Here is a 21234-nt window from a genome sequence, read left to right on the forward strand (position 1 = left end):
AGCCTCAGCAGACTTGACCTCGGCTCCAATCAACTGACAACGCTGCCAGTAGAGATTGGTAAACGTCAACTCACCAACCTCAGCGAACTTTACCTTCGTGGTAATCCAGTCCCCATCCCACCGGAAATTTTAGCTCCAGGCAATGCCAAAGAAATCTTAGATTTCTATTTCCGTGTGCAAGACCCAAACGAAACCGAACCTTTGTATGAAGCTAAATTCCTCATTGTGGGCGAAGGGGGAGCAGGTAAAACTTCCCTAGCAAAAAAAATTGAAAACGAAGACTACAAACTTGAGCCAGAGGAGGAATCAACCCAAGGTATTGATGTAATTCAGTGGAAATTCACATTACCCAGTGGGCAAGAATTTCGCGTCAATATTTGGGACTTTGGCGGACAGGAAATCTATCACCAAACTCACCAGTTTTTCCTTACAGAACGTTCACTCTATGCCTTAGTTGCTGATACCCGCAAAGAAAACACAGATTTTTATTACTGGCTAAAAGTTGTCGAACTTTTGAGTGACAATAGCTCTGTATTGATTATCAAAAATGAAAAACAAAATCGTGAGTGCCCAGTTAATGAGCGGGAATTACGGGGAGAATTTACTAACCTCAAAGAAATTCTTGCCACCGATTTAGCCAATAATCGAGGTTTAGCGGAAATTAAACAAGCGATTCAAGATTACATCATCAAGCTTCCCCACGTTGGGACTAATTTACCAAAACTCTGGGTGAGAGTTCGAGTCGCCTTAGAAAACTATTCGCGCAATTACATTAGTGTCCAAGAATATTATGAGCTTTGCCGAGGCAATAAATTAACTGACCGCCAAGATATGCTGCGCCTCAGTCGCTATTTGCACGACCTCGGCGTTTGTCTTCACTTTCAAAACGATCCAGTCTTGAAAAATACAGTTATCCTCAAACCAGAATGGGGTACAACTGCCGTCTACAAAGTTCTGGATAATCAGACTGTCAAGAAAAATCAGGGTTATTTTACCCAAAACAATCTCGCCGATATTTGGCAAAACGTTGATTATGCCGAGATGCGAGATGAACTACTGCAACTGATGAAGCGGTTCAAGCTGTGCTACGAAATTCCCGGAAGTCCCGGTACTTATATTGCACCAAACCTACTTTCTCTCGACCAGCCTAATTACAACTGGGATGAATCTAATAATCTTATCCTGCGCTATACATACGAATTCATGCCTAAAGGAATTCTCACCCGTTTTATTGTCGAGATGCACCGTTATATTGAGCAACAAAAGCTGGTTTGGAAAACAGGTGTTGTTCTCAGCAAAGACTCAACCCGCGCAGAAGTAATTGAATACTACAATCAACGGGAAATTAAACTTCGCCTCACCGGAAAACGCAAGAAAGAACTGCTAGCAATCATCACCCATGTATTTGACGAAATACATAATTCTTACGATCGCCTAAAATATCATACCCTTGTTCCTTGCAACTGTGAAACCTGTAAGGATAGTCAAACGCCTGAATCCTATGATTTAAAGGTGCTGCGTGATTTCCGGGACGTTAAAAAAAGATACCAAATTCAGTGCCGAATTAGCGCAGATATGGTAGATGTCCGAAGATTAATTGACGATGTTTTAGAAACTGACAATAATTTACCAACATCTATGATAGAACCTGTAACCAGAAATCAAGTTTTTATCAGTTATAGCCATCAAGACCAAGAGTGGTTTAATAAACTCCAAACTTCGCTCAAACCAATGATTCGCAACCAAACCCTGCAAGTGTGGGACGATACCCAAATTAAACCGGGTACTAAATGGTTCAAAGAAATTAAAAATGCTCTAGCAGCCGCAAAAGTGGCAATATTAATGGTTAGCCCCAACTTTTTGGCCTCAGATTTTATTGCCAACGATGAGTTACCCCCATTGTTAAAGGCTGCTGAAACCGAAGGGCTGACCATTATCTGGATACCTTTAAGTTATAGCCTTTATGAGGAAACTGAAATTAAAGAATATCAAGCAGCACACCCTCCCAACCAACCTTTAGATACTTTGAGTCTAGCAGAACAAAATAAAGCCTGGGTGGATATTTGTAAAAAGATTAAAGCCGCAGCCAATTGAGCTAATCAATGACTGAATAATTCGTAATTCGTAGTTTGTTTAAAGATTTATTAATAAGTAATGTAGACGCTAGCTATTTGTCTTTAGAAATCGCCTTTCAAACATCATCATTCAGCCTCAGAACTCGAAAATTACACTTAATCTTTTGTTATCTTCAACATCTTATTTCCACCAGGCTGTAGTTCATATTCAACCTCTTCAATCTCGACCTTGTAACCTAATGAAGTGTAATGTTTAACTATTTTATCTAAATGTTGTGAATTTTTCCACATTAAAGTTATCAGAGGAAATATCCTGATTTCTTTAGCTATACGTAGCATTTCCTCTATAGAATTCAGGTGAAAATTGTAATCGAGATGATCTGAATATAAAAACAATAAATGTGAACAAAGAGCTATGTCAAATTCTTGATTTTTAAATGCCAATTTTGGCAGTTCACCGACAATGTATCTGTTGCTCTTTTTGCCAGCTTCGTAATCAGACAGAAATTCTTGAATAACCTTGACTCGATTGTGTCGTAAATCATCTGGGGATTTATGATAGCTCCATACCCAATCATTCGATGTAGCTCTAACTTGGTTAATAATGTTATCTACTACTTCATTAAATCTTTGCAAGATTTCATCACCGGAAAATTGGTATAGTGGATCAACAGAAACTACACTTTTATTTTGGCTGGTCATTTCTGCATTAAAGCTTGCTGGCCCGTCGCCAATGCCAATGATTTTTTGATTTAAATCTGTGTCTATTAAATTGAATATCTTTATATATTCATCCATTGATCTTCCAAAAGGAACTACTTTATCTAGAACCATTGCCATAGAATTTACCTCGTAAATAGACTGACTAAACAGGATAATAGCGGAATCAAAAGACTTTATCCATTGCTATAGAAATCATATTTGATTTTTGAACAAAATTAGGTATTGTAGTGGCGTGTCTACAACGGGCTACGTCTACTCATTCGTAAAGCCACCATCACCTTGTTAAAATCGACAATACTCTGAGACAAGCAAATATTCTTATGCACATAATAGACGATTTGTACAGTGCATAATACCATGTTCGGCAAATCACCTACGATATGTCATTGCGAATGCAACGAAGTGGAATGAAGCAATCGCAAAGGTTTGGGATTGCCGTGCTTCGCTCGCAATGACATAAGTAATAAGTATTAAAAGGTTTAGGATTGCCGCGCTTCGCTCGCAATGACATAAGTATTAAGTCGAACATGATATAAATCATAAGTTGCAATCTCCGAACCACTGCGATTGCTTCATTCCACTCCGTTGCACTCGCAATGACATATCGTAAGTGATTAGGGGAACATGATATGACTCGAATTCCGGGGTCTTTTAGTTTAAGTCAAAAGCTATCTGTAGCCAGATCCGATTTGTAGTCTGATGTGAAATCCTCTAACTTCTATATTATGGCGTTCTTTGAAAGCTACGATCGCACTTCTCCATACACTAGCACCGGAACCCGTTTGTAAGCAGGCGTACCAGAGCGGGTTTCCGTTCTGGCTTTAAAAATGACATTCACTTCTGGATAAAACATCAACGCCGCGCCTTCCCGCACAGCGCCATAAATCACTTCCACGTTATCTAGTTTGTCAGCATCGCCTTGCACTGTGACGCGATCGTGTTCCGCTAACCCAATCTTTTCTGCATCTATGCGGTTCATCAAAATGCAGTGGCGATGAGGCATTCCCCGATACTGATCGCCAATTTTGTAAACCACGGTGTTGTGTTGGGAATAGCTGCGTCCTGTCATTAATGCCAGCACGAGACTGTTTGCAGGTTGATCGATGCCAAAGTCTTTAGGTTCAGGTAGAGTCAGATTTGGCAGTGGCGTAGTAAACATTTTTGCTTTGCCTGACTGCGTTTTGAAGTGGGGTTCGGTGACGATGCGCCCGGAGATGGTGAACTCTTCTTTGGTGTCGTCAATCGTCGCAATTTTTTCATAGCCGGGAATGGTTCTAGCTATCAGTTGCCGCACGTAGCGAGTATCTTGCAGTTTGCGCCATTCGATGGGATAGTCGCCTAGTAACCGATGCGCCAGTTCAGTTAAAAACTCAACTTCTGAAATTATATCTGCATCCTTCAGGTGAGTTTTGCCTTCATCATTGAGGCGCACAAAGTTGTTACCGGATTCAACGGTGGTTTTGTGGGGGTTTTCAAATCGGTTGAGGACGGGAATGATAATTGTGTTTGTTTTTGCCAATCCGTTAAAGTGCCCAATGTTGGGTTTAGTTGCCAGATAGATGATGGTATCGATGTTACCCAATGCCCGTTTTGTCTGTGCTGAGTCGGGATTAGCACCATAGAGATTACCGCCGACACATATCAAACTATCCACTTTGCCGGCTTCTGCGGCTTCGATCAGATCACGAGTGTGATAACCCTTGGGTAAGTTTAGCGATCGCCCCAATAATTTCTCCAACGCCTGCTTAATCTCTTCTTTGAGCTTTACAGTTACACCCATTGAGCCAAAACCCTGCACATTGGAATGTCCCCGCACGGGCATAACTCCGGCTCCCATTTTGCCAATCTGACCGCAAATCAACGCTGTATTAGCAATGCTGTAGACGTTATCGACACCATTTGTATGTTGCGTAATTCCCATTGCCCAACCAAAAACCACACCCTTTGATGTGCCGATGATGGTTGCTGCTGTTTCAATTTCTGGTTTGGACACGCCGCAGGTAGTAGTAATGGTTTCCCAAGAGAGCGATCGCGCCTCTTCTAATACAGCTTCCCACCCTTCTGTGTGTGCTTGCAAAAAGTCGTGCTGTACAAACCCCTGTTCAATTAACGCTTTCTGGATGCCAATGAACAGTGCCACATCACTACCGGGAATTGGTTGAAGATACAATGAAGCAATGTCGGAACCGGGAATCAGAGATTTGATCGGGAATGCAGGAGAGCCAAACTTAACCAATCCAATTTCCATCACGGGATTGATGACAATCACTTTGCCACCCTTTTCTCGCAGTTTGATCAACTCATTCATCAAACGCGGATGGTTGTAAGAGGAATTTGCGCCTGTTAACACCACACAATCCGCCTGCTTCAAGCTTTCCAGACTGACGATTGATGTGTTTGTGCCAAACATCTCTTTGAGTGCAACTGTAGAGGGGGCATGGCAGAGATCCGAACAATCTGCCAGATTATTGGAACCGAGGGTTCGCAGTTGCAGTTGTAATAAAAATGCCGCTTCGTTGGAGCCGCGCCCAGAACTGTAGGATGCAACTCGCTCTGGTGGTTTCTGAAAAGCAGCCGTGGCGATCGCATAAATTTCATCCCAGGAAATACGCTCATAATGGTCGCTACCTGCCCGTCTAATCACCGGGAAGCTGAGTCTTCCCAAGCGATCCGCTTCCATAGAGGATAGCTGTTGTAATTCAGTAATTGTGTGCGAATCAAAGAAGTGGGCTGGAACGGGAGGTTGGATTTCGGCTGAAATTGCTTCTACACTTTTCATGCAGCGTTGCAGTTTCTCACCAGTTTCATTTGTAAATCCACCTTTTTGTCCACCAGTGCCCCAAGAGCAGGATAGGCAAGCACTATGGTGGAGCAGGGTTTTCCAGAGCTTTGCACCTTCCGGCGACAGCGTGTGCTTCGCCCAATACTCAATTACAGGCAATCCACCGCCAATTTCTGGGGTTTGATCGTTGGTTTCGTGGAAGGGTGGTTGGGATTGGGAGTTGGTATCCATGTAGCTAGGACGACAAATTGCTTCATCTTGTACAACCTAACGTAGTTTCAGATTCTTGTCAGCTAGCTTTTGGCGATCGCGGAAGGCAGGAGGGATTGATAACACCCAGAATTTACGCAAAAAATACCCCAAACCCTAATTTCCAGGTAGGGGCAATTCATGAATTGCCCCTACCGCGTGTAGTTTTGCGTAAGTCCTAACACCATATCTTTACGCAATTTCAAATTTTGAATGCGAGTATCCTCGGTAGGCGGCACATCCTCTCGATCAAATGGAGTCTGCTTAAAGTTAGCGGCTAGATATTCTGCCAATGCATCTTGCTCAGAACCATCAGCAGCAAAGGTGGCTAAACCTGTGCGTTTAGGATCTTTTGATGTCAAATCAATCCCTTCTCTTTTAGGAAAAGGATAGCCATCACCACCAGTTGCGAGAAACTTTAGGGTGACAGTGCGGAATATCCGATTAGGATCGCCCACTAACTCTGCATTTTTAACCACGACATCAATAATTTTACCTTTATCGTCTTTAATCGCCAGGGATTTGACACGCTTACCTGATGGCAAATCTGGGTCAAAGCTAAAGGCTAATCCCGCTACTTGGGGAAAACTGCCAGGGGTAGCGCCGGGTGCTATGGCTGCAACGCCGTGTTCAATCACTGCCAATAGTTCTTTTGCATTTAAAGTAACTAAAGTCAAGCCATTATTGAAGCGTAGAGCATTGGTAATATCAAGCTGGGAAATTTCTTTTTCTTTCTTACCTGCCACAGGATTGGCTTGAGGTGGTAGTTTGATAACATCCTGTGAGCGAGTCGAACCTGCGGGAAAGGTATAGATACCGATGTTGTCACGGATACCACCGCCATTTTTGATGGAAATAACAGTTTTAGGATCGTATCGTTTGGCGATCGCTAAATCAGCTTCGGCTGTCAAATTCCCTAAATTAGTTTCTTGTGTGCGGACATCACCCCGCGACCCGTTGAGAAATACGTTGGTTTTCCCGAAAATCTTACCATCTTGAGCAATAATCACTTTTTTCAGTGCTTCTGTAATGGCGACAATTTTGGGGTCAGGTTTTCCACCCACAACTGCTACACCTTGAGAATCAGTAGCATAAGCACCACTAATTTTGGAGTCAATACTTTTAGGAATAATCACCCCATTCCCATCAAAGTTAACCACTAAACGACCAACATAGCGATAGTTTCCATCGGTATTAACTACGGCTATCGGATTCCCATCTGCTGCTTTTTTGAGAATGGGATAAGTTCCAGCAGATTTATCACCGGCTCGCAGACGGTCTGTTTTGTCGGCGAGTAAGGTATTGGAACCACCAGCAACAATGATATCTACTCCTTTGAGTAATTCCGCTAGCTTTTGCTCAATGGCAATTTGCTGCATGTGCGCCAACAAAATAACTTTATTAATCTCTGGGTTTTTTGTTCGCAACGCATCGACAGAAGTTTGAATTTCACTAGCTAAGGCGGCGATGTCTGCGGTATCACGGTCATTAAATTTTTTAGGTAACACAGTCACACCACCGGGAGAAGAAATACTTTGGAGTGTGGGAGTTGTCGCCCCAACTACACCAATTTTTTCACCATTGAGGGTAATGATGGTACTACGGGCAATTTTATGAGGAATTTTGCTTGCCTCTTGACCATCAGCAGTAACGAATGTTGCTAGGTCTTTGTCAGTGCTGAAGTCTAGATTGGCGCTGAGATAGGGAAATTTTGTCCCAGGATAATCTGCTTTCGGTCTGATTAAATCGGCAACAACATTCGTACCCAAATCAAATTCGTGATTACCAAATGCGATCGCACCAAACCCTAGAGCATTTAAAATTAAAATATCTCCTCTTCCTTGTCCACCAAAAGCTGTGTCACTGGCAAATAAAAAGGGGCTGGGAATATAGGCATCACCAGATGAAAGGATTAAGGTATTGGGATAATCAGGTTTGCCATCACCATTAGCATCCTGATTTTTGAGTGCATTCAACACCGCCGAAAAGTTTGGTGCATCCTTCAGGGCCAGAACACCTGCTTCTTGGTCAGAAGTATGTAAAAGTTGCAGTGTGAACCCTGACTTAGAGCGTGTTCTGACTTGCGCTAAACCGACACTGCTTCCTAAAAAGAATAATATACCAAATATAACTAGTATTAAGTGGTGAGGACTGAAATCTAAAGTCTTAGTACTTAAAAATCTATTTTTGTCATCTAGAAAACGCATAATAATTTCCCTAAATTCTGCAATATAATGCGATCGCTACAATAGGTGTTGTGATTTTAACTTTTCTGGCTCTGTTTAATCATTAACTTAGATTTATTTCGGGATCAATTTAATTTTGTAGAAGGTATAGCAATCCTAAATCATTCGTGAAAAGTTAGATCCCCGACTTCTTAAAGAAGTCGGGGATCTGGACACTGAGAATTTTCACAAATCAGATAGGGTTACTATATCTGCAACCTCTTGTTGTTTAGTAATCACTTCATCTGTGAGCGGAATTATATCATACTCACGTCGCTTTTCTGTTATCTCCAACATAATCGGATTGGAAGGGACGCAAGTTTATTTGAGGCGACTTACCTATATTTCTTGTAGAGACATCAATTCAAGATGGCATCAAAAAGTCTTATACTGCTATTTTCTCTGACGGACTCCTCAAGCTAGGTACTGATGCAAAATTTATGTATATATATATGTTATGGCTATACAGATGACTGATGTAGGGCTAAAGGAGTAGAAATGAAATGTGTTTTGATTAACAGCGAACAACGTTATCAAGAGCTAGGTGAACAGAGAGTTTAAGACCTTTTTCAAGTTGAAGATAGGCTATTTCTCGATCAATCTTAGTAAGTATGATTGCCGAGTAAGCAAAATAAAGTACACTAGCCGCCTAATAGACAGTTTGCAATGCAAATTCTTAAAGTACTAACCAGAGTCTATCTTAGTCCGGTAGACTTGGATGAGGCGATCGCTTTCTATGAAAATCTGTTTACAGAAAAATGTTGGTTGTGGTTTCAATATTCCGAAGCTGAATTGGAACTTGCAGGTGTGGGTTCTATTCTTTTAATTGCTGGTTCAGCAGAAGCACTTTCTCCATTTAAGGGTACACACGCAACATTTATCGTTGACTCACTCAATGATTTTAAAGAAGCGCTGACTCAGCAAGGTGCAGTAATTCTGGCGGAACCAAATAAAGTTTCCACCGGAATTAATATGCGAGCAATGCATCCTGATGGAAGTATTGTTGAATATATTGAATTTTGATGATTAGTTGTAAGTGTTCAACAAGCTACTAATCTTCAGTCCTTTTTACACAGGCTGGGATCTGAGTAAATCTGTTTTACTTGCTGCGCTAATGCCAACCCAGGAATTTGCAATGGTAAGCGGGGAAACAGTAATTCTGCGACTCGATATTTATCAACAGCTTGGGCAATTTGCTGCATATAGGAATAAGTAGCTAGTCGCCTACCAATTGTATTACCTAAATAATGCTCATCTCCCTGAGTAGGTAAATACCAGAAAACTTCCATTTTTATATCTCCTGGCACTATTTTTGACTAATTGTTTCTGGTGTAATTGCTGCATATTCTTCAGTAGTCAATTACGAGTGCAGTGATAACGGAGCCGTGGTTAAAGCGATCGCTTGTCTGCGACACGCACTTGCGTTCGTCGTTCCTCTTCGCTGCGGAAAGGCTGACAGAGCGATCGCCGCACAATCCTATTGCTAGATGACGAAACCAAGTACTAAGGGGAATTTTAAGACTTGTGTGTACACCGTAGCCTAAAAAATGATAATGTTACCAGAATTCTACGAGACAAACCTCAAGCGAGAATTGGGACGTGCAGAATATTTATTACTAAAAATCCTGATAAATTTATTACAATCTATTAAAACTGTAAGCCTTGAGGCATTGGCTACAGCTTTACCTATTCCAATATTGTTTGAAAGTAGAAGAAAAAAGATTCAACGTTTTTTATCTCTGAACTACATAAATGTTGAAGAAATATGGTTTCCTATAGTTAAAAGCTGGCTAGAAATATATTTTCCTTTGACTGAAGTTGTTTATGTAGTTATAGATCGGACTAATTGGGGATGCATTAACCTATTAATGATTAGTGTGGTTTGGGATAAAAGGTCTATTCCAATATATTTTGAGTTGTTAGACAAGTTAGGTTCGAGTAATTTTGACGAACAGAAAGTTGTTTTTAATAAAGCGCTACCCCTGTTTAAAAATTATAAAACTGTTGTGCTAGGAGACCGCGAATTCTGTTCGCTAAAATTGGCTAACTGGCTTACAGAGCAGAAGATGACACCACCTCCACCAGGCGCACCGCGAGAGTTGCCTAAGCCGCCTAAGCAGCCTAATGAGCCGGGCAAAGACAAGTAATTGATGAAATTTTTTAACTCTATGCTCTCTGTGCCTCTGTAGTTAAATAAAAAACTTTTTAACCGCTCCAGAGGCGGAGGGCATAGAGAGAAAACTTATGACTCGTCTAACCGCCGTTGCCATTCAGCATCAATTTGTGCAGAACGCTCAACTTCTTGGTCGAGTAAGTCAGTTTCGCTAGAATACACTAAATCTTCCTTGCCAATGACTTTTTCTGTGGCAAATTGTTGAGCATAGTCGATTTTTTGTTGCAAAGGTGCATCAGGAGTTTCCAATACCCTTGATCGGGAAAGGCGATCGCGGTTGCGATCGATAATGTTCCGATTACGCCACCTAATCCAGAAATAACGCAATAACGGAATGCCTAAAAAACCTACTCCGTAAGCCAATAGCAGCCAATAAATTCCTTGTACAAAAGCTACTAGTCCACCTAATTGGGCCGCAACAGTACCATCTCTGAGCAAACTTCCCAGCACTAAAGCACCAACAAAATTTAGTACCCCTAACCCCGCACTCAACATAATTTGCCCTGAACTTGCAGCACTAAAACGCCAAGGCAATTCCTCCAAGTAAGGCGATATTGAATGACGGCGCTTTTTAACTGCACTCACCTGTAACTCTGGGAAGTAATAAACAATTTGCCCTTCTGGGCTTACCGCCGGTTGCCCATTAAATCGTGTTAGAACGGGCAGCATATAATCTTCGTATTCTCTTGTATATCCTTCGCCAATGTCATCCAAATATGGGGCAATTTGTTCTGCTACCACTGCGCCACGATTACCCCGAATTACCGTAGCAATTTCTTGCCAGCGACGTTCGTCTAAGTTGGCGTTAGGATTTCCATCACCAAACAAAAACGAAAACACAGCTTCAAAGAAATTTAGATCGCTTCCTTCTTGGTTTCCACGTTGCCGTTCCTGGTAGTGAGTCTCATAATTTGGGCTAAGATACCAGAATAAATTTGGAAAATAGAAGAAACCCCCACCGCCAGAATTACCGCCCCGATTGTCGCCGTCGCGATCTGAATTGGCAGCAGTAATAATCATGAAGATGGTAATAGTTATTAGAGCGATGGAAACAGTTAAGAAAACTCCAAAAGAAATGCGAATCAGGTAAAACAGAACACTCCAGACCTTTTTCCACCATTCCTGCAATCGTAACTGGAAGTATTTATTACGCAAAATTGCTCGAAAATTTTGTGGAAAAAGGTAAACTATATCACCTGAATCTGCTACCTGCAAATGTCCCCCAGCATCGGATGCCAGGGCTAACAAGCTTTGATTAGCTTCAGCGACGTTCAATCCTGCTTGAGTTGCCACATCACCAACGGTGACACGGTAGCCCAATTTTTCCACAGCTTGCATGATGGTGGGATTGGGAGCCATTGCTCTCCCCTCCTGTTGAAATTTATTACCCTTTTATTAAGTATAAAGTTTTATTTTGATCGACTTAGCAACGGTAGGAATGAAGCATGAAATTATGGAAAGTTAAATCGCAAAACCGAAATAGATAAACCAACAAATTAGTTGACACATTAAATGTTATAATTGCTTGCCTCAGCTTGGTTAACCAGCAAATTTTCTCTTCAAATATGGTGCAATATACTCTCGCTCAAAGCCCAGAAATTATCCTTACTGTTTCTGGAAAAGATTCAGCCAAAGCCCGTGACAAAGCAATGGATCAGTTGATGGAACTGATGGATGCAGGTAAGCTACCCACGGAACTAGAAGAAGGATTTGGCCCTCAACAATTAATTGAGGTTAAAGAGTCAACTATTGATACTGCTAGCGGTGAGGATACTATTACACAGGCTGTACAGGTCTTAAGTAACCTGGCCACACTCAAGCTGAAAGTTCAGGAGTCAAGAACTGAAGCATTAGAAATTCGCAAAGCTGTTGATGTTCTGTTCACGGACGATTCGGTGACTGAAGAGGAAATTACTCGACTTAAGGAAGGTTTTAAAGTCCTCAAAAGTTTCGCCCAAGCTAATTTGCGTTATCAAGATGCGCGTTCTAAAGCAGAACAGGCTCGGCAAATTCTGGATCAAGCTCTCAAATCACCTGATAAGTAACATCTACAGAATCAGATGTCTTGAGATGCGTATTTAATAATATAAAAACTTTAAAAGACAGGTTTAACAACCTGTCTTTAGATGTACTGGGGCGCTAGGATTCGAACCTAGGGATGGCGGGACCAAAACCCGCTGCCTTACCACTTGGCTACGCCCCAACAATTTCACTCTACTTAATATAGCAGTTATAGCTGGGTTACTGTCAAGTACTTTAGCAGTTTATTTCAGATAATGGTTTTTTAAGTCCTAATTTTATGTACTTAAAAAGCTTTGTGTATAATCTAAAACAAATATCTTCACAGGTTTTATCTAGTATAGCGCGGCGGAAATCAAGCTACCATTTTAAAACTTGCAGAACCCTTAATATACAAAACTTTTGAATATGTGAATGCGTGACTTCCGCCTAGGGGTACTAGTTGGAACAACCATGTTCAGCCTTTAGATAGCTCCTTGGCAAAACCTTAGTTAGGATATGGATTTGTAAGATTTTGGTATCTACGGTGTTTACGAGCGATCGCACCTTATGATATGTAATAGAAACATTCCTGTTTCTTAGGAGCAGTCCTAATGGCAGCGTAACACTCCTTACGAATGGAAGAAACAAGTCAAATTCCCCTGCTTCCTACCTTTTTTCTGCAATAGAGTGAGACTGCTTCTATCTAAAATATATCTTTTTTGAACTAGCTTTTTAATCAATTGTAATTAGTTCGAGAACAATTTTTTGTCTAGTTATAAAATGTAAAATCTTAGCTATTGTAATTAGGATAACTATTGAATAGCTACTTTGTGATTTACTAATTATCCAGTTACTCGTTTTCGCAGAAAACATAGTTTTACCTGTAGACATACCCTTGAGCTTTCCAAGTATTCTATAATTAGCAGTTTTGAATACCGAGCCACAGTTAGGTGCTGTATTATCTTGATGTTCTTTTGCCCAAACTTGTCTTGAAACTAGAGGATTTTCGGTGAATTCTGTTCGTTCAAATTTGAAAATTGCGCTCAATATCAGTTTTGAGTGCATACCAGTAAACATAGTTTCCCGATAATCACGGACAATTTGACTATTCTCAAGGGTTTTTATACATCCATCCTCAAAAAAAGTTACACTTTCAACAAAGTCGTATATTGTACATCCATGTTGTCTTCCTCTACCAGCATTCATCGCTAATGCACCACCAATAGTTGCTGGTACAGATGCAAGATAATAGAAAGAATTCATAGAGTTTTGGTAACAGTACTTTAGTACTTCCATAACCGAAACAGAAGAAGATACTTCAAGTCTGTTATCAGGTAAAGAATTTGTGTACTTAGGTAGTTTATTTTTTAGAACCAATGATCGGATATTATTTTTAACAAACAGCGTGTTAGAGCCATTTCCAATTATGTAAATATTTACTTTGTTTTCTTTGGCCCAATTACAGTACTCCTGAAGGTCATCTACACTATTAATCTCTCCGACTCGCTCGAAGTTATGTCGAGTTCTATAGTGTGAAAGACTGTTTGATGTTAAAGACTCAATCTTTAAATTAGACATCTGAACTCTTTCTACTCCTTTGGAACTTTGGATAAAAATAGATTATGTATAATTTTGCAGATACCTTACAGCCATAAACAGCCATACAAGAGGATATCCACGACTCCCCGAACTTACGACAATATGACGTTAAGTGCCTACTTACACGCTATGCCTCAATTAAATCACAATCAGTGGTGAAGTAAGTCGGCACAATAAAAGTGATGTATGTTTAATTTTGTAAAAACTGTGGGAGGCTTTTTTATTTTATACAAATTTCAAAGCCGTTATTATACTTTATATTATTTATACAACTTATCTCCTCCTTATGAAATCGCTTCAACTAAATATTTTTTCGATTCCCCAATTTTTGATTCTAGTATTCTGGATACTGGCTCATAGTCAATATCAAAAATTTCTTTGTTGAGTATTTGGGATTTTAGTTTATCTGAGAATATCCTGTTTTCTAAACCTAAATCAGTAAGTAAGTCTGTTACTTTATTCGACTTATCACTAGGAACAAATACGTTAAAAGGCCGCTGGAAAATAATAGAAAACACAGTACCATGAAAAGTATTAGTCACAATGTAAGATGCTTGGCTATGTAACCCAATCCATTCTTTGGGCCCAGCACCTTCTAGATTTATTTGTGCTAATTTATGATCTCTACCAACTGAAATTATAATTAGATTTTGATTGGTCGCCAGTGATTTAATAAAATCTTCCTCTTCTGCTCCTATTTCTGCTTGAGTATATAACAAAAGATATTTATCTTTTATTTTTGGAGGTTCTAAAAGAGCCTCATATTTAATCAAGAAAGTAGGATCTAAAACTTTTGTAGCTTCTTGGTTGCATTGATCCTTAATAATCTTTAGACTATTAGAATCACGAACTAAAATAGTTTGAAATTGACCGATTAAAGCATATATTTCTTTTTGGTAATCACCTAATTTTAAGGTGTTCCCAAAACTTGCAGCATAACTTATCTTACGAGTAGTTTGCTTATTAATAAAGTCTAAAAAGAAAGAAGAATTATATCCTCTAAAAGAATCTAAACACCAGATTTGATCACTGCCACATATTACTACGTCATACTTGTCATTATAGTATTGCAAACCTTTTTTATCATAAAACTTCCGATCACTCAACTTAACATTAGAGAGTAAAAACTGCCTCATTTTCCAAGCTCTTGGAATATTCACAAAAACTTTTCCAAGCCTTTTGAGTGGAATTAAAGGTCTGAAATATATCCACGATATTTTAAGAGGCCGATAGTCTATTATTTCAACATCATAACCTTGACTATTAAGAAAAATCCAAAGAGCACAAGCTTGCAGTGTTGCCCCGTAATTGTCTATATGGTGAAAAGTTAAAATTCCGATTTTCATCTTTAACATCTCTGAATAAACTATAGGTATGCTGCTCTTTTTACAACCAAATTAGTGAATTTGGTGTTTTCATTTATGAAGTTAATTATACTTTAAGTCGATTTAATTAATTCACTAAAATTGACGAAAATAAAAATTTATTTCTAAACATAAGTAAGTTCACACTTTCTTTTTTATTTGAGTATTCAAATTTTCTGCCAATTCAAGTAGTCGGTTGAAAAGCTTTGGCGAGATTACTGAAATAGTAAAAACATAAATTGAGATACCTAATAATAATGAAATAGCGAGTAAAATCCATGCTTCAATAAATGTTCCAAAGAGATATTTAGTTGCTAATATAGTTCCAATCATTACTCCAGAAGCTACTAAAGGTACTATGTACAAACGTAGATAGTTAGTTATATTGATCTTAACGAGTTTATTAATAGCAAATAACGAAATGGGTAATAGTAAGTAACCACGAACTACGTAAGCAGATGCAACAGCTACAATACCCCATTTGACTGCCAGAGCAAAACCAACGACATTAGTAGCTGTATTGATAACTTGTATCCATAACCTCCACGAAGGTTTGCCCAGTGCCAGAATTACAGAATTGTTATAGAAGACAATTAGGTGAACAGGGCCAATGAGCGAGAGTACTTGCAATACTGGAATGCTCTGAATCCACTGATCACCAAAAAAGACTTTTATAAATTCAGGTGCTAACACTGGTACACAGAGAAATACTGGAAAAACAATGAGACTTGTGAATTGAGTAGCGCTATAGAAAGCGCTTAGTAAGCGTTCTGGTTCTCCTTGTAACCTAGAAAATATTGGTAATGCGACCTTAGTTGTGGTGCTGATTAAAACTTGCATCATTACTAGCAGCAGTTTGTAGGCAACTGAGTAATAACCTAATGCAACTAGTCCTAAAAAGTAGCCAATTAGTAAGTCATCGGCTCGGCGATTGAAAAAGTTGATGATGTTAAACGCAGATATATTAATTCCAAAGGTAAAAAGTTCTTTAGCATGTATGACAGAAAATTTGAATCCTGGTCGCCAATCACTAACTCGCCATAAGACTAATACTTGTACGAAACTACTGTATAATTGTTGACCAACAAGACTCCAAACACCAAAGTTTAAAAGAGCCATCCCTACGCCAACTATTCCACCTATTATCACTGCTGATAGTGAGCGTATTGCTAAAGTTTTGAAATTAAACTGACGTTCAAGAACCGCTTGCTGCACACTACTCAACCCACTAAATGTAAAGCTTATAGATAACAGCTGAATAATTGGTACTAACTGCGGTTGTTTAAAGAAATTAGCTGTTAATCCAGCGCAAGCAACACTGAATACAGTCAAGAGTATACTGATTCCTAAAGTTGTCCAGAATGCAGTGTCTAAGTGTTCTGTATCTATATCTTGACGTTGGATAATTGCTACAGAAAATCCTTGATCAACAAAAATTTGTACAAATTCAATAAAAATATATGCTAGAGCAATTAAACCAAAAGTTTCTGGACTAAGTAAACGAGCTAATATAAAGAAAACAACTAAAGAGACTGCTTGACGTCCCCAACTTTCAATAGCAGTCCAAATTACACTTTTAACAGCCTTTTGCCGTAAGTTTGATGAATCTTTAGATGATTCCATTACAGAGTTTACCGATGAAAGAACCTAGAGTATTATATAGCTTTGATATTCCTAAGTAGTGATTAATATCATTAATTTGGATGGGATGTTAAAATTAGTAGTCAGCAGCTATCAGCCTTGAAATTGGTCAATAAACTACTCATTACCAATCGAGCAAAATTAATGATATATATTTATAACAAGCAGATAGATAGTTTCTTTTTAAGCCAATTAGTTCTACCTATTTTTTAAGTTATGGTACTCATCAAAAATTTTTGCTCCAAAAAAGACACAGAAGGTATATTTAACAATGATTGCTGCAATTTTTCAAAAAATACTCTTGATATCAAGCAAGTAATATATTCTAGAGGAGTATACCACAATCTTTTTGCAATTTGGTGGCTATTCAACAAACTCTTGGCAGAAAAATTACTGATTAATTTGGAGACTGTTACTTACATTTTCTAGCTTTAGGTGGTGTCTAACTTTTCTAATCACTGGTTACAACAACATAAATTTTTGATTTTTTTGGTTAGTAGAGTTCATAAATGTATAAACAACGTAGTGTTGTTAAAAAGAATACATATTTTTCCTTAATCCCCAGTCTCGTGAAGGAAAACTGCTGCAATCCGACTTGATGATAGTAGTTGCTTCATAGCCAGCCATATAAATAGTGGAATGGTCTTAGCATAGCGGCCGCAAAGTCGGCGCGGTTCTTGAATCCATCGATACAGCCATTCAAGTCCTAAATCTCGAACTATGCGGGGCGCACGCTTATGAATTCCTGCATAAACTGGGAAAACTCCACCTAGTCCAATCATTACAGCTTGTATTTTACCTTTATGTTGAGCTATCCAATTTTCTTGTTTAGGACATCCCAGTGACACTAAGACAGCGCTAGCACCACTAGAATTAATCTTTTGAACCAAAGCTTCGTCCTCAATTTGAGTCAGGGGACGAAATGGTAGAGGCTCCATCGCTGCAATCTTTATCTGTGGAAATTCTTGCTCTAACCTTTTTTGCATCCTAGAGAGAATTTCTGTTTGGGAACCGACAAAGAAAATACTAAGGTTTTGTGTTTGACTTAGCTGACACAAGGCTAGAAAGATATCCATCCCTGCCACACGGTCTTGGGAATACGCTCCCATTTTTCGCATCATCCATACAAGAGGCATACCATCAGGAGTAACTATATCTGCATTTCGTAATACGCTGGCAAACTGTGGCTCCCAATGAGCTTCAATGAGCATGTGTACATTGGCTACATATACAGCTTTACTCTCGCGCTTACTTGCCCACTTCAGTATTGTTTGTATCTGCTGCTCAAACCGTAAAGCAGTAATAGGAAAATCAAGCACTTTTTTAGTAGGTAGAAGCACTCTTGCCACCATCAATAACTCCTGTGTCCAAGAAAAAAATCCATAGATTACCTGAAGCAATCCGAATATTGAATAATTCGCATTGGATAACTCCTGACTTTTTGTAGGCTTGTGTCATCATTGGAAGTTAACACGTGGAGGTGCAATTACCTTCTTAGTAAACTTTTGGCTTAATCGGTAATACTAGAATTACTTGCTGTTGTGTCCTAGCTTACTGTTTTAAGCTAAGATTTTCTGACACTAGTTGGCAAAATTCATACTTTCTTCATAATTAATTTTTGATTGGTTCATGTAAGCATTACAATTACAAGAAATTTTTATAGAGATTTTATTACTGAGTAAGATTTGTGATGTATTTTCTTTATCTAAAAGAGTAATATATCACGCACTTAGCCTGCCATTTTGATACGTAAGTATGTGCTTAAGAGGTAAAAACCCAAAAAATAAGGGGAAGATAAGCTTGTCTTCCCCTGTTCTATTATTTTTGTTATTGTCTGGTTTGTTAGCTTCTTTGAGTCTTTGGCGTAACATTTGCCGTTGCTTTTTCAGTTGCCGCTTCCTGGCAGAACCGCCTCTACCTTTGTCATTCCTGCCTTCTTTACGGGGAGACTCCCATCTTTTCAGGCGCATAAGTTTTTAACCTCTCTATTTAGTTGTTTGGTAGTGGGCAGGAGGAGAATCGAACTCCTATGACCGTAAGGCCGCCACATTTTGAGTGTGGTGCGTCTACCAATTCCGCCACCCGCCCGTTACATCTAACTTAACTATTGTACTCTAGTTGAGGGATTTTGTAACAAGTTTAAAAATTAATTTTCAAACTTTTTCTAGGATAATACGTCTAATAACTAGAATATAAGGCTTAAAAGCGTGGCAAGGTCAATAAACTAGGGTCGATATCCTGTAGTTTGGCACAGCCGCTAAGTGCCATCCCCACATTTAGCTCATCCTGTAGTAGTGAGATGACGTGAGATACACCGACTTGTCCTGCTACTGCTAGTCCCCACAAAACAGGTCTTCCAATTAGTACTGCTTTTGCTCCTAATGCCAGAGCTTTGAGGATGTCTGTACCCCTGCGAATGCCTCCATCCAGCAGCACTTCTACTTTACCATCTACTGCTGCTACTATTTCAACTAGGGCTTCTATTGAAGCGATCGCACCATCGAGTTGTCTGCCACCATGATTAGAAACAACAATTGCTTTGGCCCCATATTCTACAGCCCGCACAGCATCATCTCCCCGTAAAATTCCTTTGATAACTAAAGGTAGTGGAGATAAAGATTGCAACCATTCCAAATCATCCCAAGTTACTGCTGGGTTTAGCTGTTGGGCAAAATAGGTAAATAACCCAGATTCGCCTTTTTCATGGGAAATATCTAGTCCTGAGATGGTGGCGAGATTAGCCAGATGTAAGTCTGTGGGTAAGGCAAACTCGTTACGTCTATCTCTTTCGCGTTGTCCGAGAACTGGTGCATCTACAGTCAGGCAAAGCGCTTTGTAGCCTGCTTTATAGGCTTTTTCTACCAAAGCACGAGTTAATCCTCGGTCTTTATGGATATAAAGCTGAAACCATCGCAGAGAATCTGGAAATTTATCACACGCAGTCGCTACTTCTTCAATGCCCTTTGTGGCCATTGTACTTAATACCATCCCCACACCAGCTGATGCCGCAGCTAGAGCGGTGGCTACTTCTCCGTCTGGATGGGCTAGACATTGAAAGGCCATTGGCGCAATTAATATAGGTAGTTGCAGGGGTTGTCCTAGAATGGAGGTAGTGAGATTGCGATCGCTAACATCGACTAATACCCGAGGTCTTAACTTGACTCGCTCAAAGGCAGCACAATTATCTCGTAATGTGATTTCGTCCCAAGCACCACTGCTATAGTAATCAAGGGTCATTTGAGACAGATGCTCTTTTGCTAGCTTTTCGTACTCAAAGAGATTTATGGGTTGAAAGCGATGGTCATTGGATACAACTGTCATGGTAGCGGCTGTGGGTTAACCAATATGATGTTTTTTAATCCGATTGTCTGATTGAACTATTTTTTAGTAACTGAGTTCTTTTAAAGGAACCTATCTAATAATTCTTCCCTAGATAGTTGCAGTAATAAAGGAGTAAATTCTTCTGGAGATAATGCCAATAAAGCTTCAGTAATTCCTCTTAGTTCTGCATCTAAAGAACCAAAGCGAACTCGCAACAAATTTTCTATAACATTACGACGTTCTGCTTGAATTCCTTCTTGAATTCCTTCGTGGATTCCTTCTTCTTTAACTTCTGCTAATTTTTGCTCGTAAATAGGTGATAAACGCATAATTAAAACTCTATCCTCCTCGTCTATATTTTGATTGAATTCTAAGGTAGTCTTTAAATTCAATAATAAATCAATTGCTTTGGAACGTAAGGGATTATTTGGGGGAAGTGCTTCTAGTTCGTCTATAGCTTGTTGCTGGACTCTTCCCTTACCTAAAATTCTCAACCATAGCGTTTCTTCTGTACACGGTAATTGGTGAATTACCACAATTGCTGTTCTAAAGTAATCGCCTAAAAAATGTACTCCTATTCCCCAATTTTCCTGATCTAGGTTAGTTCTAAAACCATCTAGTATAGATTCAGAAGCTGTGGGTGACAAAATCCACAAACGTGGCAAATCTGATTCTGCAAGCCGACTTTTATCGCCTTTAGCATGACGTTTTACTTCAGCAAAGATATCAAATAGTTTATTTATACAACTGCGGATTTCCGCAATTGTCGCCGCATTTCTAAATGGTTCAACTAATGCAGGTTCAGCCGCAAATTTCCCTAACAGCCCTAATTCGATTGGATTTTTTGTGGATTGGGGCAGAGGTACAAAATAAACATCAATCTCTCGGATTTGGGCTGGAACTTTCCGACTGGTTTCCACTTCTCCCAATGGCTGTAACAATTCTTTAAGATAGTCTTTGGCGAATTGGTCGTAAGGGAACCTGGTCAAGTCGCTTCGCTCCAATTAAAAATTATTAATTAAAAATTCCAAGATGCTTTAGAACGAGCCAGCGCTGCGGTATCAGTGGGGGCTTGTAGCTA

The 21234-nt window shown here is 39.5% G+C and carries 16 protein-coding genes, 2 tRNA genes and 1 pseudogene; 4 read left to right on the top strand and 15 right to left on the bottom strand.

Annotated elements, in window-relative coordinates; translation table 11 throughout:
- Positions 1-2094, top strand: a 2094-nt coding sequence (locus VB732_RS14045) for a COR domain-containing protein (protein WP_323231473.1), incomplete at its 5' end; no start/stop codon positions are given.
- A 137-nt stretch (positions 2095-2231) separates the two neighbouring features.
- Here VB732_RS14045 and VB732_RS14050 read toward each other — a convergent pair.
- The 3 genes from VB732_RS14050 to VB732_RS14060 all read right to left on the bottom strand — a co-directional run bounded on the left by VB732_RS14050 (position 2232) and on the right by VB732_RS14060 (position 8036).
- Positions 2232-2915, bottom strand: coding sequence for an SAM-dependent methyltransferase (locus tag VB732_RS14050; protein ID WP_323231474.1), 684 nt, complete (start codon positions 2913-2915; stop codon positions 2232-2234).
- Between the two features lie 625 nt (positions 2916-3540).
- Positions 3541-5811 (bottom strand): FdhF/YdeP family oxidoreductase, encoded by a 2271-nt coding sequence (locus VB732_RS14055; RefSeq protein ID WP_323231476.1) that lies wholly within the window; start codon positions 5809-5811, stop codon positions 3541-3543.
- A gap of 170 nt (positions 5812-5981) precedes the next feature.
- Positions 5982-8036: a bifunctional metallophosphatase/5'-nucleotidase gene (locus VB732_RS14060; protein WP_323231477.1), complete on the bottom strand. Its 2055-nt coding sequence runs from the start codon at positions 8034-8036 to the stop codon at positions 5982-5984.
- 684 nt (positions 8037-8720) lie between these two features.
- Between VB732_RS14060 and VB732_RS14065 the strand changes: the two genes are divergently transcribed.
- On the top strand, positions 8721-9077 hold the full coding sequence (locus VB732_RS14065; RefSeq protein ID WP_323231479.1) for a VOC family protein: 357 nt from the start codon (positions 8721-8723) through the stop codon (positions 9075-9077).
- Positions 9078-9112: 35 nt separating this feature from the next.
- Here VB732_RS14065 and VB732_RS14070 read toward each other — a convergent pair whose 3' ends face one another.
- Entirely contained in the window at positions 9113-9343 is a 231-nt protein-coding gene (locus VB732_RS14070; protein WP_323231481.1) for a hypothetical protein, read from the bottom strand.
- A gap of 264 nt (positions 9344-9607) precedes the next feature.
- Between VB732_RS14070 and VB732_RS14075 the strand changes: the two are divergent.
- Positions 9608-10117 (top strand): annotated as a pseudogene (locus VB732_RS14075) (IS4 family transposase); the annotation flags it as partial.
- 179 nt (positions 10118-10296) lie between these two features.
- Here the strand turns inward: VB732_RS14075 and VB732_RS14080 are convergent.
- The gene (locus tag VB732_RS14080) at positions 10297-11586 is read right to left on the bottom strand and encodes a hypothetical protein (RefSeq protein WP_323231482.1); all 1290 of its coding nucleotides are present in this window, start codon (positions 11584-11586) and stop codon (positions 10297-10299) included.
- 206 nt (positions 11587-11792) lie between these two features.
- Here VB732_RS14080 and VB732_RS14085 point away from each other — a divergent pair, with 206 nt between their 5' ends.
- Positions 11793-12272: a hypothetical protein gene (locus VB732_RS14085; protein ID WP_323231483.1), complete on the top strand. Its 480-nt coding sequence runs from the start codon at positions 11793-11795 to the stop codon at positions 12270-12272.
- 86 nt (positions 12273-12358) lie between these two features.
- Here VB732_RS14085 and VB732_RS14090 read toward each other — a convergent pair.
- The 10 genes from VB732_RS14090 to VB732_RS14135 all read right to left on the bottom strand — a co-directional run bounded on the left by VB732_RS14090 (position 12359) and on the right by VB732_RS14135 (position 21142).
- Positions 12359-12430, bottom strand: a tRNA-Gln gene (locus VB732_RS14090).
- 530 nt (positions 12431-12960) lie between these two features.
- The gene (locus VB732_RS14095; RefSeq protein ID WP_323231485.1) at positions 12961-13806 is read right to left on the bottom strand and encodes an FAD-binding protein; all 846 of its coding nucleotides are present in this window, start codon (positions 13804-13806) and stop codon (positions 12961-12963) included.
- Between the two features lie 305 nt (positions 13807-14111).
- The gene (locus VB732_RS14100; RefSeq protein ID WP_323231486.1) at positions 14112-15173 is read right to left on the bottom strand and encodes a polysaccharide pyruvyl transferase family protein; all 1062 of its coding nucleotides are present in this window, start codon (positions 15171-15173) and stop codon (positions 14112-14114) included.
- A 159-nt stretch (positions 15174-15332) separates the two neighbouring features.
- Positions 15333-16814 carry a lipopolysaccharide biosynthesis protein gene (locus VB732_RS14105; protein ID WP_323231487.1) on the bottom strand — a complete coding sequence of 494 codons (1482 nt, stop codon included), beginning with the start codon at positions 16812-16814 and terminating at the stop codon, positions 15333-15335.
- Between the two features lie 572 nt (positions 16815-17386).
- Entirely contained in the window at positions 17387-18184 is a 798-nt protein-coding gene (locus VB732_RS14110) for a WecB/TagA/CpsF family glycosyltransferase (protein ID WP_323231489.1), read from the bottom strand.
- Complete coding sequence (locus VB732_RS14115; RefSeq protein WP_323231490.1) at positions 18156-18293, bottom strand: hypothetical protein; 138 nt, start codon at positions 18291-18293, stop codon at positions 18156-18158. Before VB732_RS14115 ends, VB732_RS14110 begins: the two co-directional genes overlap by 29 nt.
- Before the next feature lie 260 nt (positions 18294-18553).
- The gene (locus VB732_RS14120; protein ID WP_323231492.1) at positions 18554-18802 is read right to left on the bottom strand and encodes a hypothetical protein; all 249 of its coding nucleotides are present in this window, start codon (positions 18800-18802) and stop codon (positions 18554-18556) included.
- A gap of 34 nt (positions 18803-18836) precedes the next feature.
- Positions 18837-18920 (bottom strand) — tRNA-Leu (locus VB732_RS14125).
- Between the two features lie 111 nt (positions 18921-19031).
- A complete protein-coding gene (locus tag VB732_RS14130) occupies positions 19032-20153 on the bottom strand; it encodes an alpha-hydroxy acid oxidase (protein WP_323231493.1) in 1122 nt (373 codons plus the stop codon).
- Between the two features lie 80 nt (positions 20154-20233).
- On the bottom strand, positions 20234-21142 hold the full coding sequence (locus VB732_RS14135) for a hypothetical protein (protein ID WP_323231494.1): 909 nt from the start codon (positions 21140-21142) through the stop codon (positions 20234-20236).
- Positions 21143-21234: the final 92 nt, after the last annotated feature.

It is taken from the genome of Nostoc sp. UHCC 0252 (assembly GCF_034931145.1).
In the GTDB taxonomy this organism is placed as follows: Bacteria; Cyanobacteriota; Cyanobacteriia; order Cyanobacteriales; family Nostocaceae; genus Nostoc.

What these genes read in the sequence shown, in the direction of transcription:
- VB732_RS14050 (WP_323231474.1), bottom strand. Translation starts at nt 2,915, where the DNA reads ATGGCAATGGTTCTAGATAAAGTAGTTCCTTTTGGAAGATCAATGGAT.
- VB732_RS14070 (WP_323231481.1), bottom strand. Translation starts at nt 9,343, where the DNA reads ATGGAAGTTTTCTGGTATTTACCTACTCAGGGAGATGAGCATTATTTA.
- VB732_RS14100 (WP_323231486.1), bottom strand. Translation starts at nt 15,173, where the DNA reads ATGAAAATCGGAATTTTAACTTTTCACCATATAGACAATTACGGGGCA.
- VB732_RS14085 (WP_323231483.1), top strand. Translation starts at nt 11,793, where the DNA reads ATGGTGCAATATACTCTCGCTCAAAGCCCAGAAATTATCCTTACTGTT.
- VB732_RS14060 (WP_323231477.1), bottom strand. Translation starts at nt 8,036, where the DNA reads ATGCGTTTTCTAGATGACAAAAATAGATTTTTAAGTACTAAGACTTTA.
- VB732_RS14095 (WP_323231485.1), bottom strand. Translation starts at nt 13,806, where the DNA reads ATGTCTAATTTAAAGATTGAGTCTTTAACATCAAACAGTCTTTCACAC.
- VB732_RS14110 (WP_323231489.1), bottom strand. Translation starts at nt 18,184, where the DNA reads ATGGTGGCAAGAGTGCTTCTACCTACTAAAAAAGTGCTTGATTTTCCT.
- VB732_RS14115 (WP_323231490.1), bottom strand. Translation starts at nt 18,293, where the DNA reads ATGATGACACAAGCCTACAAAAAGTCAGGAGTTATCCAATGCGAATTA.
- VB732_RS14055 (WP_323231476.1), bottom strand. Translation starts at nt 5,811, where the DNA reads ATGGATACCAACTCCCAATCCCAACCACCCTTCCACGAAACCAACGAT.
- VB732_RS14120 (WP_323231492.1), bottom strand. Translation starts at nt 18,802, where the DNA reads ATGCGCCTGAAAAGATGGGAGTCTCCCCGTAAAGAAGGCAGGAATGAC.
- VB732_RS14080 (WP_323231482.1), bottom strand. Translation starts at nt 11,586, where the DNA reads ATGGCTCCCAATCCCACCATCATGCAAGCTGTGGAAAAATTGGGCTAC.
- VB732_RS14065 (WP_323231479.1), top strand. Translation starts at nt 8,721, where the DNA reads ATGCAAATTCTTAAAGTACTAACCAGAGTCTATCTTAGTCCGGTAGAC.
- VB732_RS14130 (WP_323231493.1), bottom strand. Translation starts at nt 20,153, where the DNA reads ATGACAGTTGTATCCAATGACCATCGCTTTCAACCCATAAATCTCTTT.
- VB732_RS14105 (WP_323231487.1), bottom strand. Translation starts at nt 16,814, where the DNA reads ATGGAATCATCTAAAGATTCATCAAACTTACGGCAAAAGGCTGTTAAA.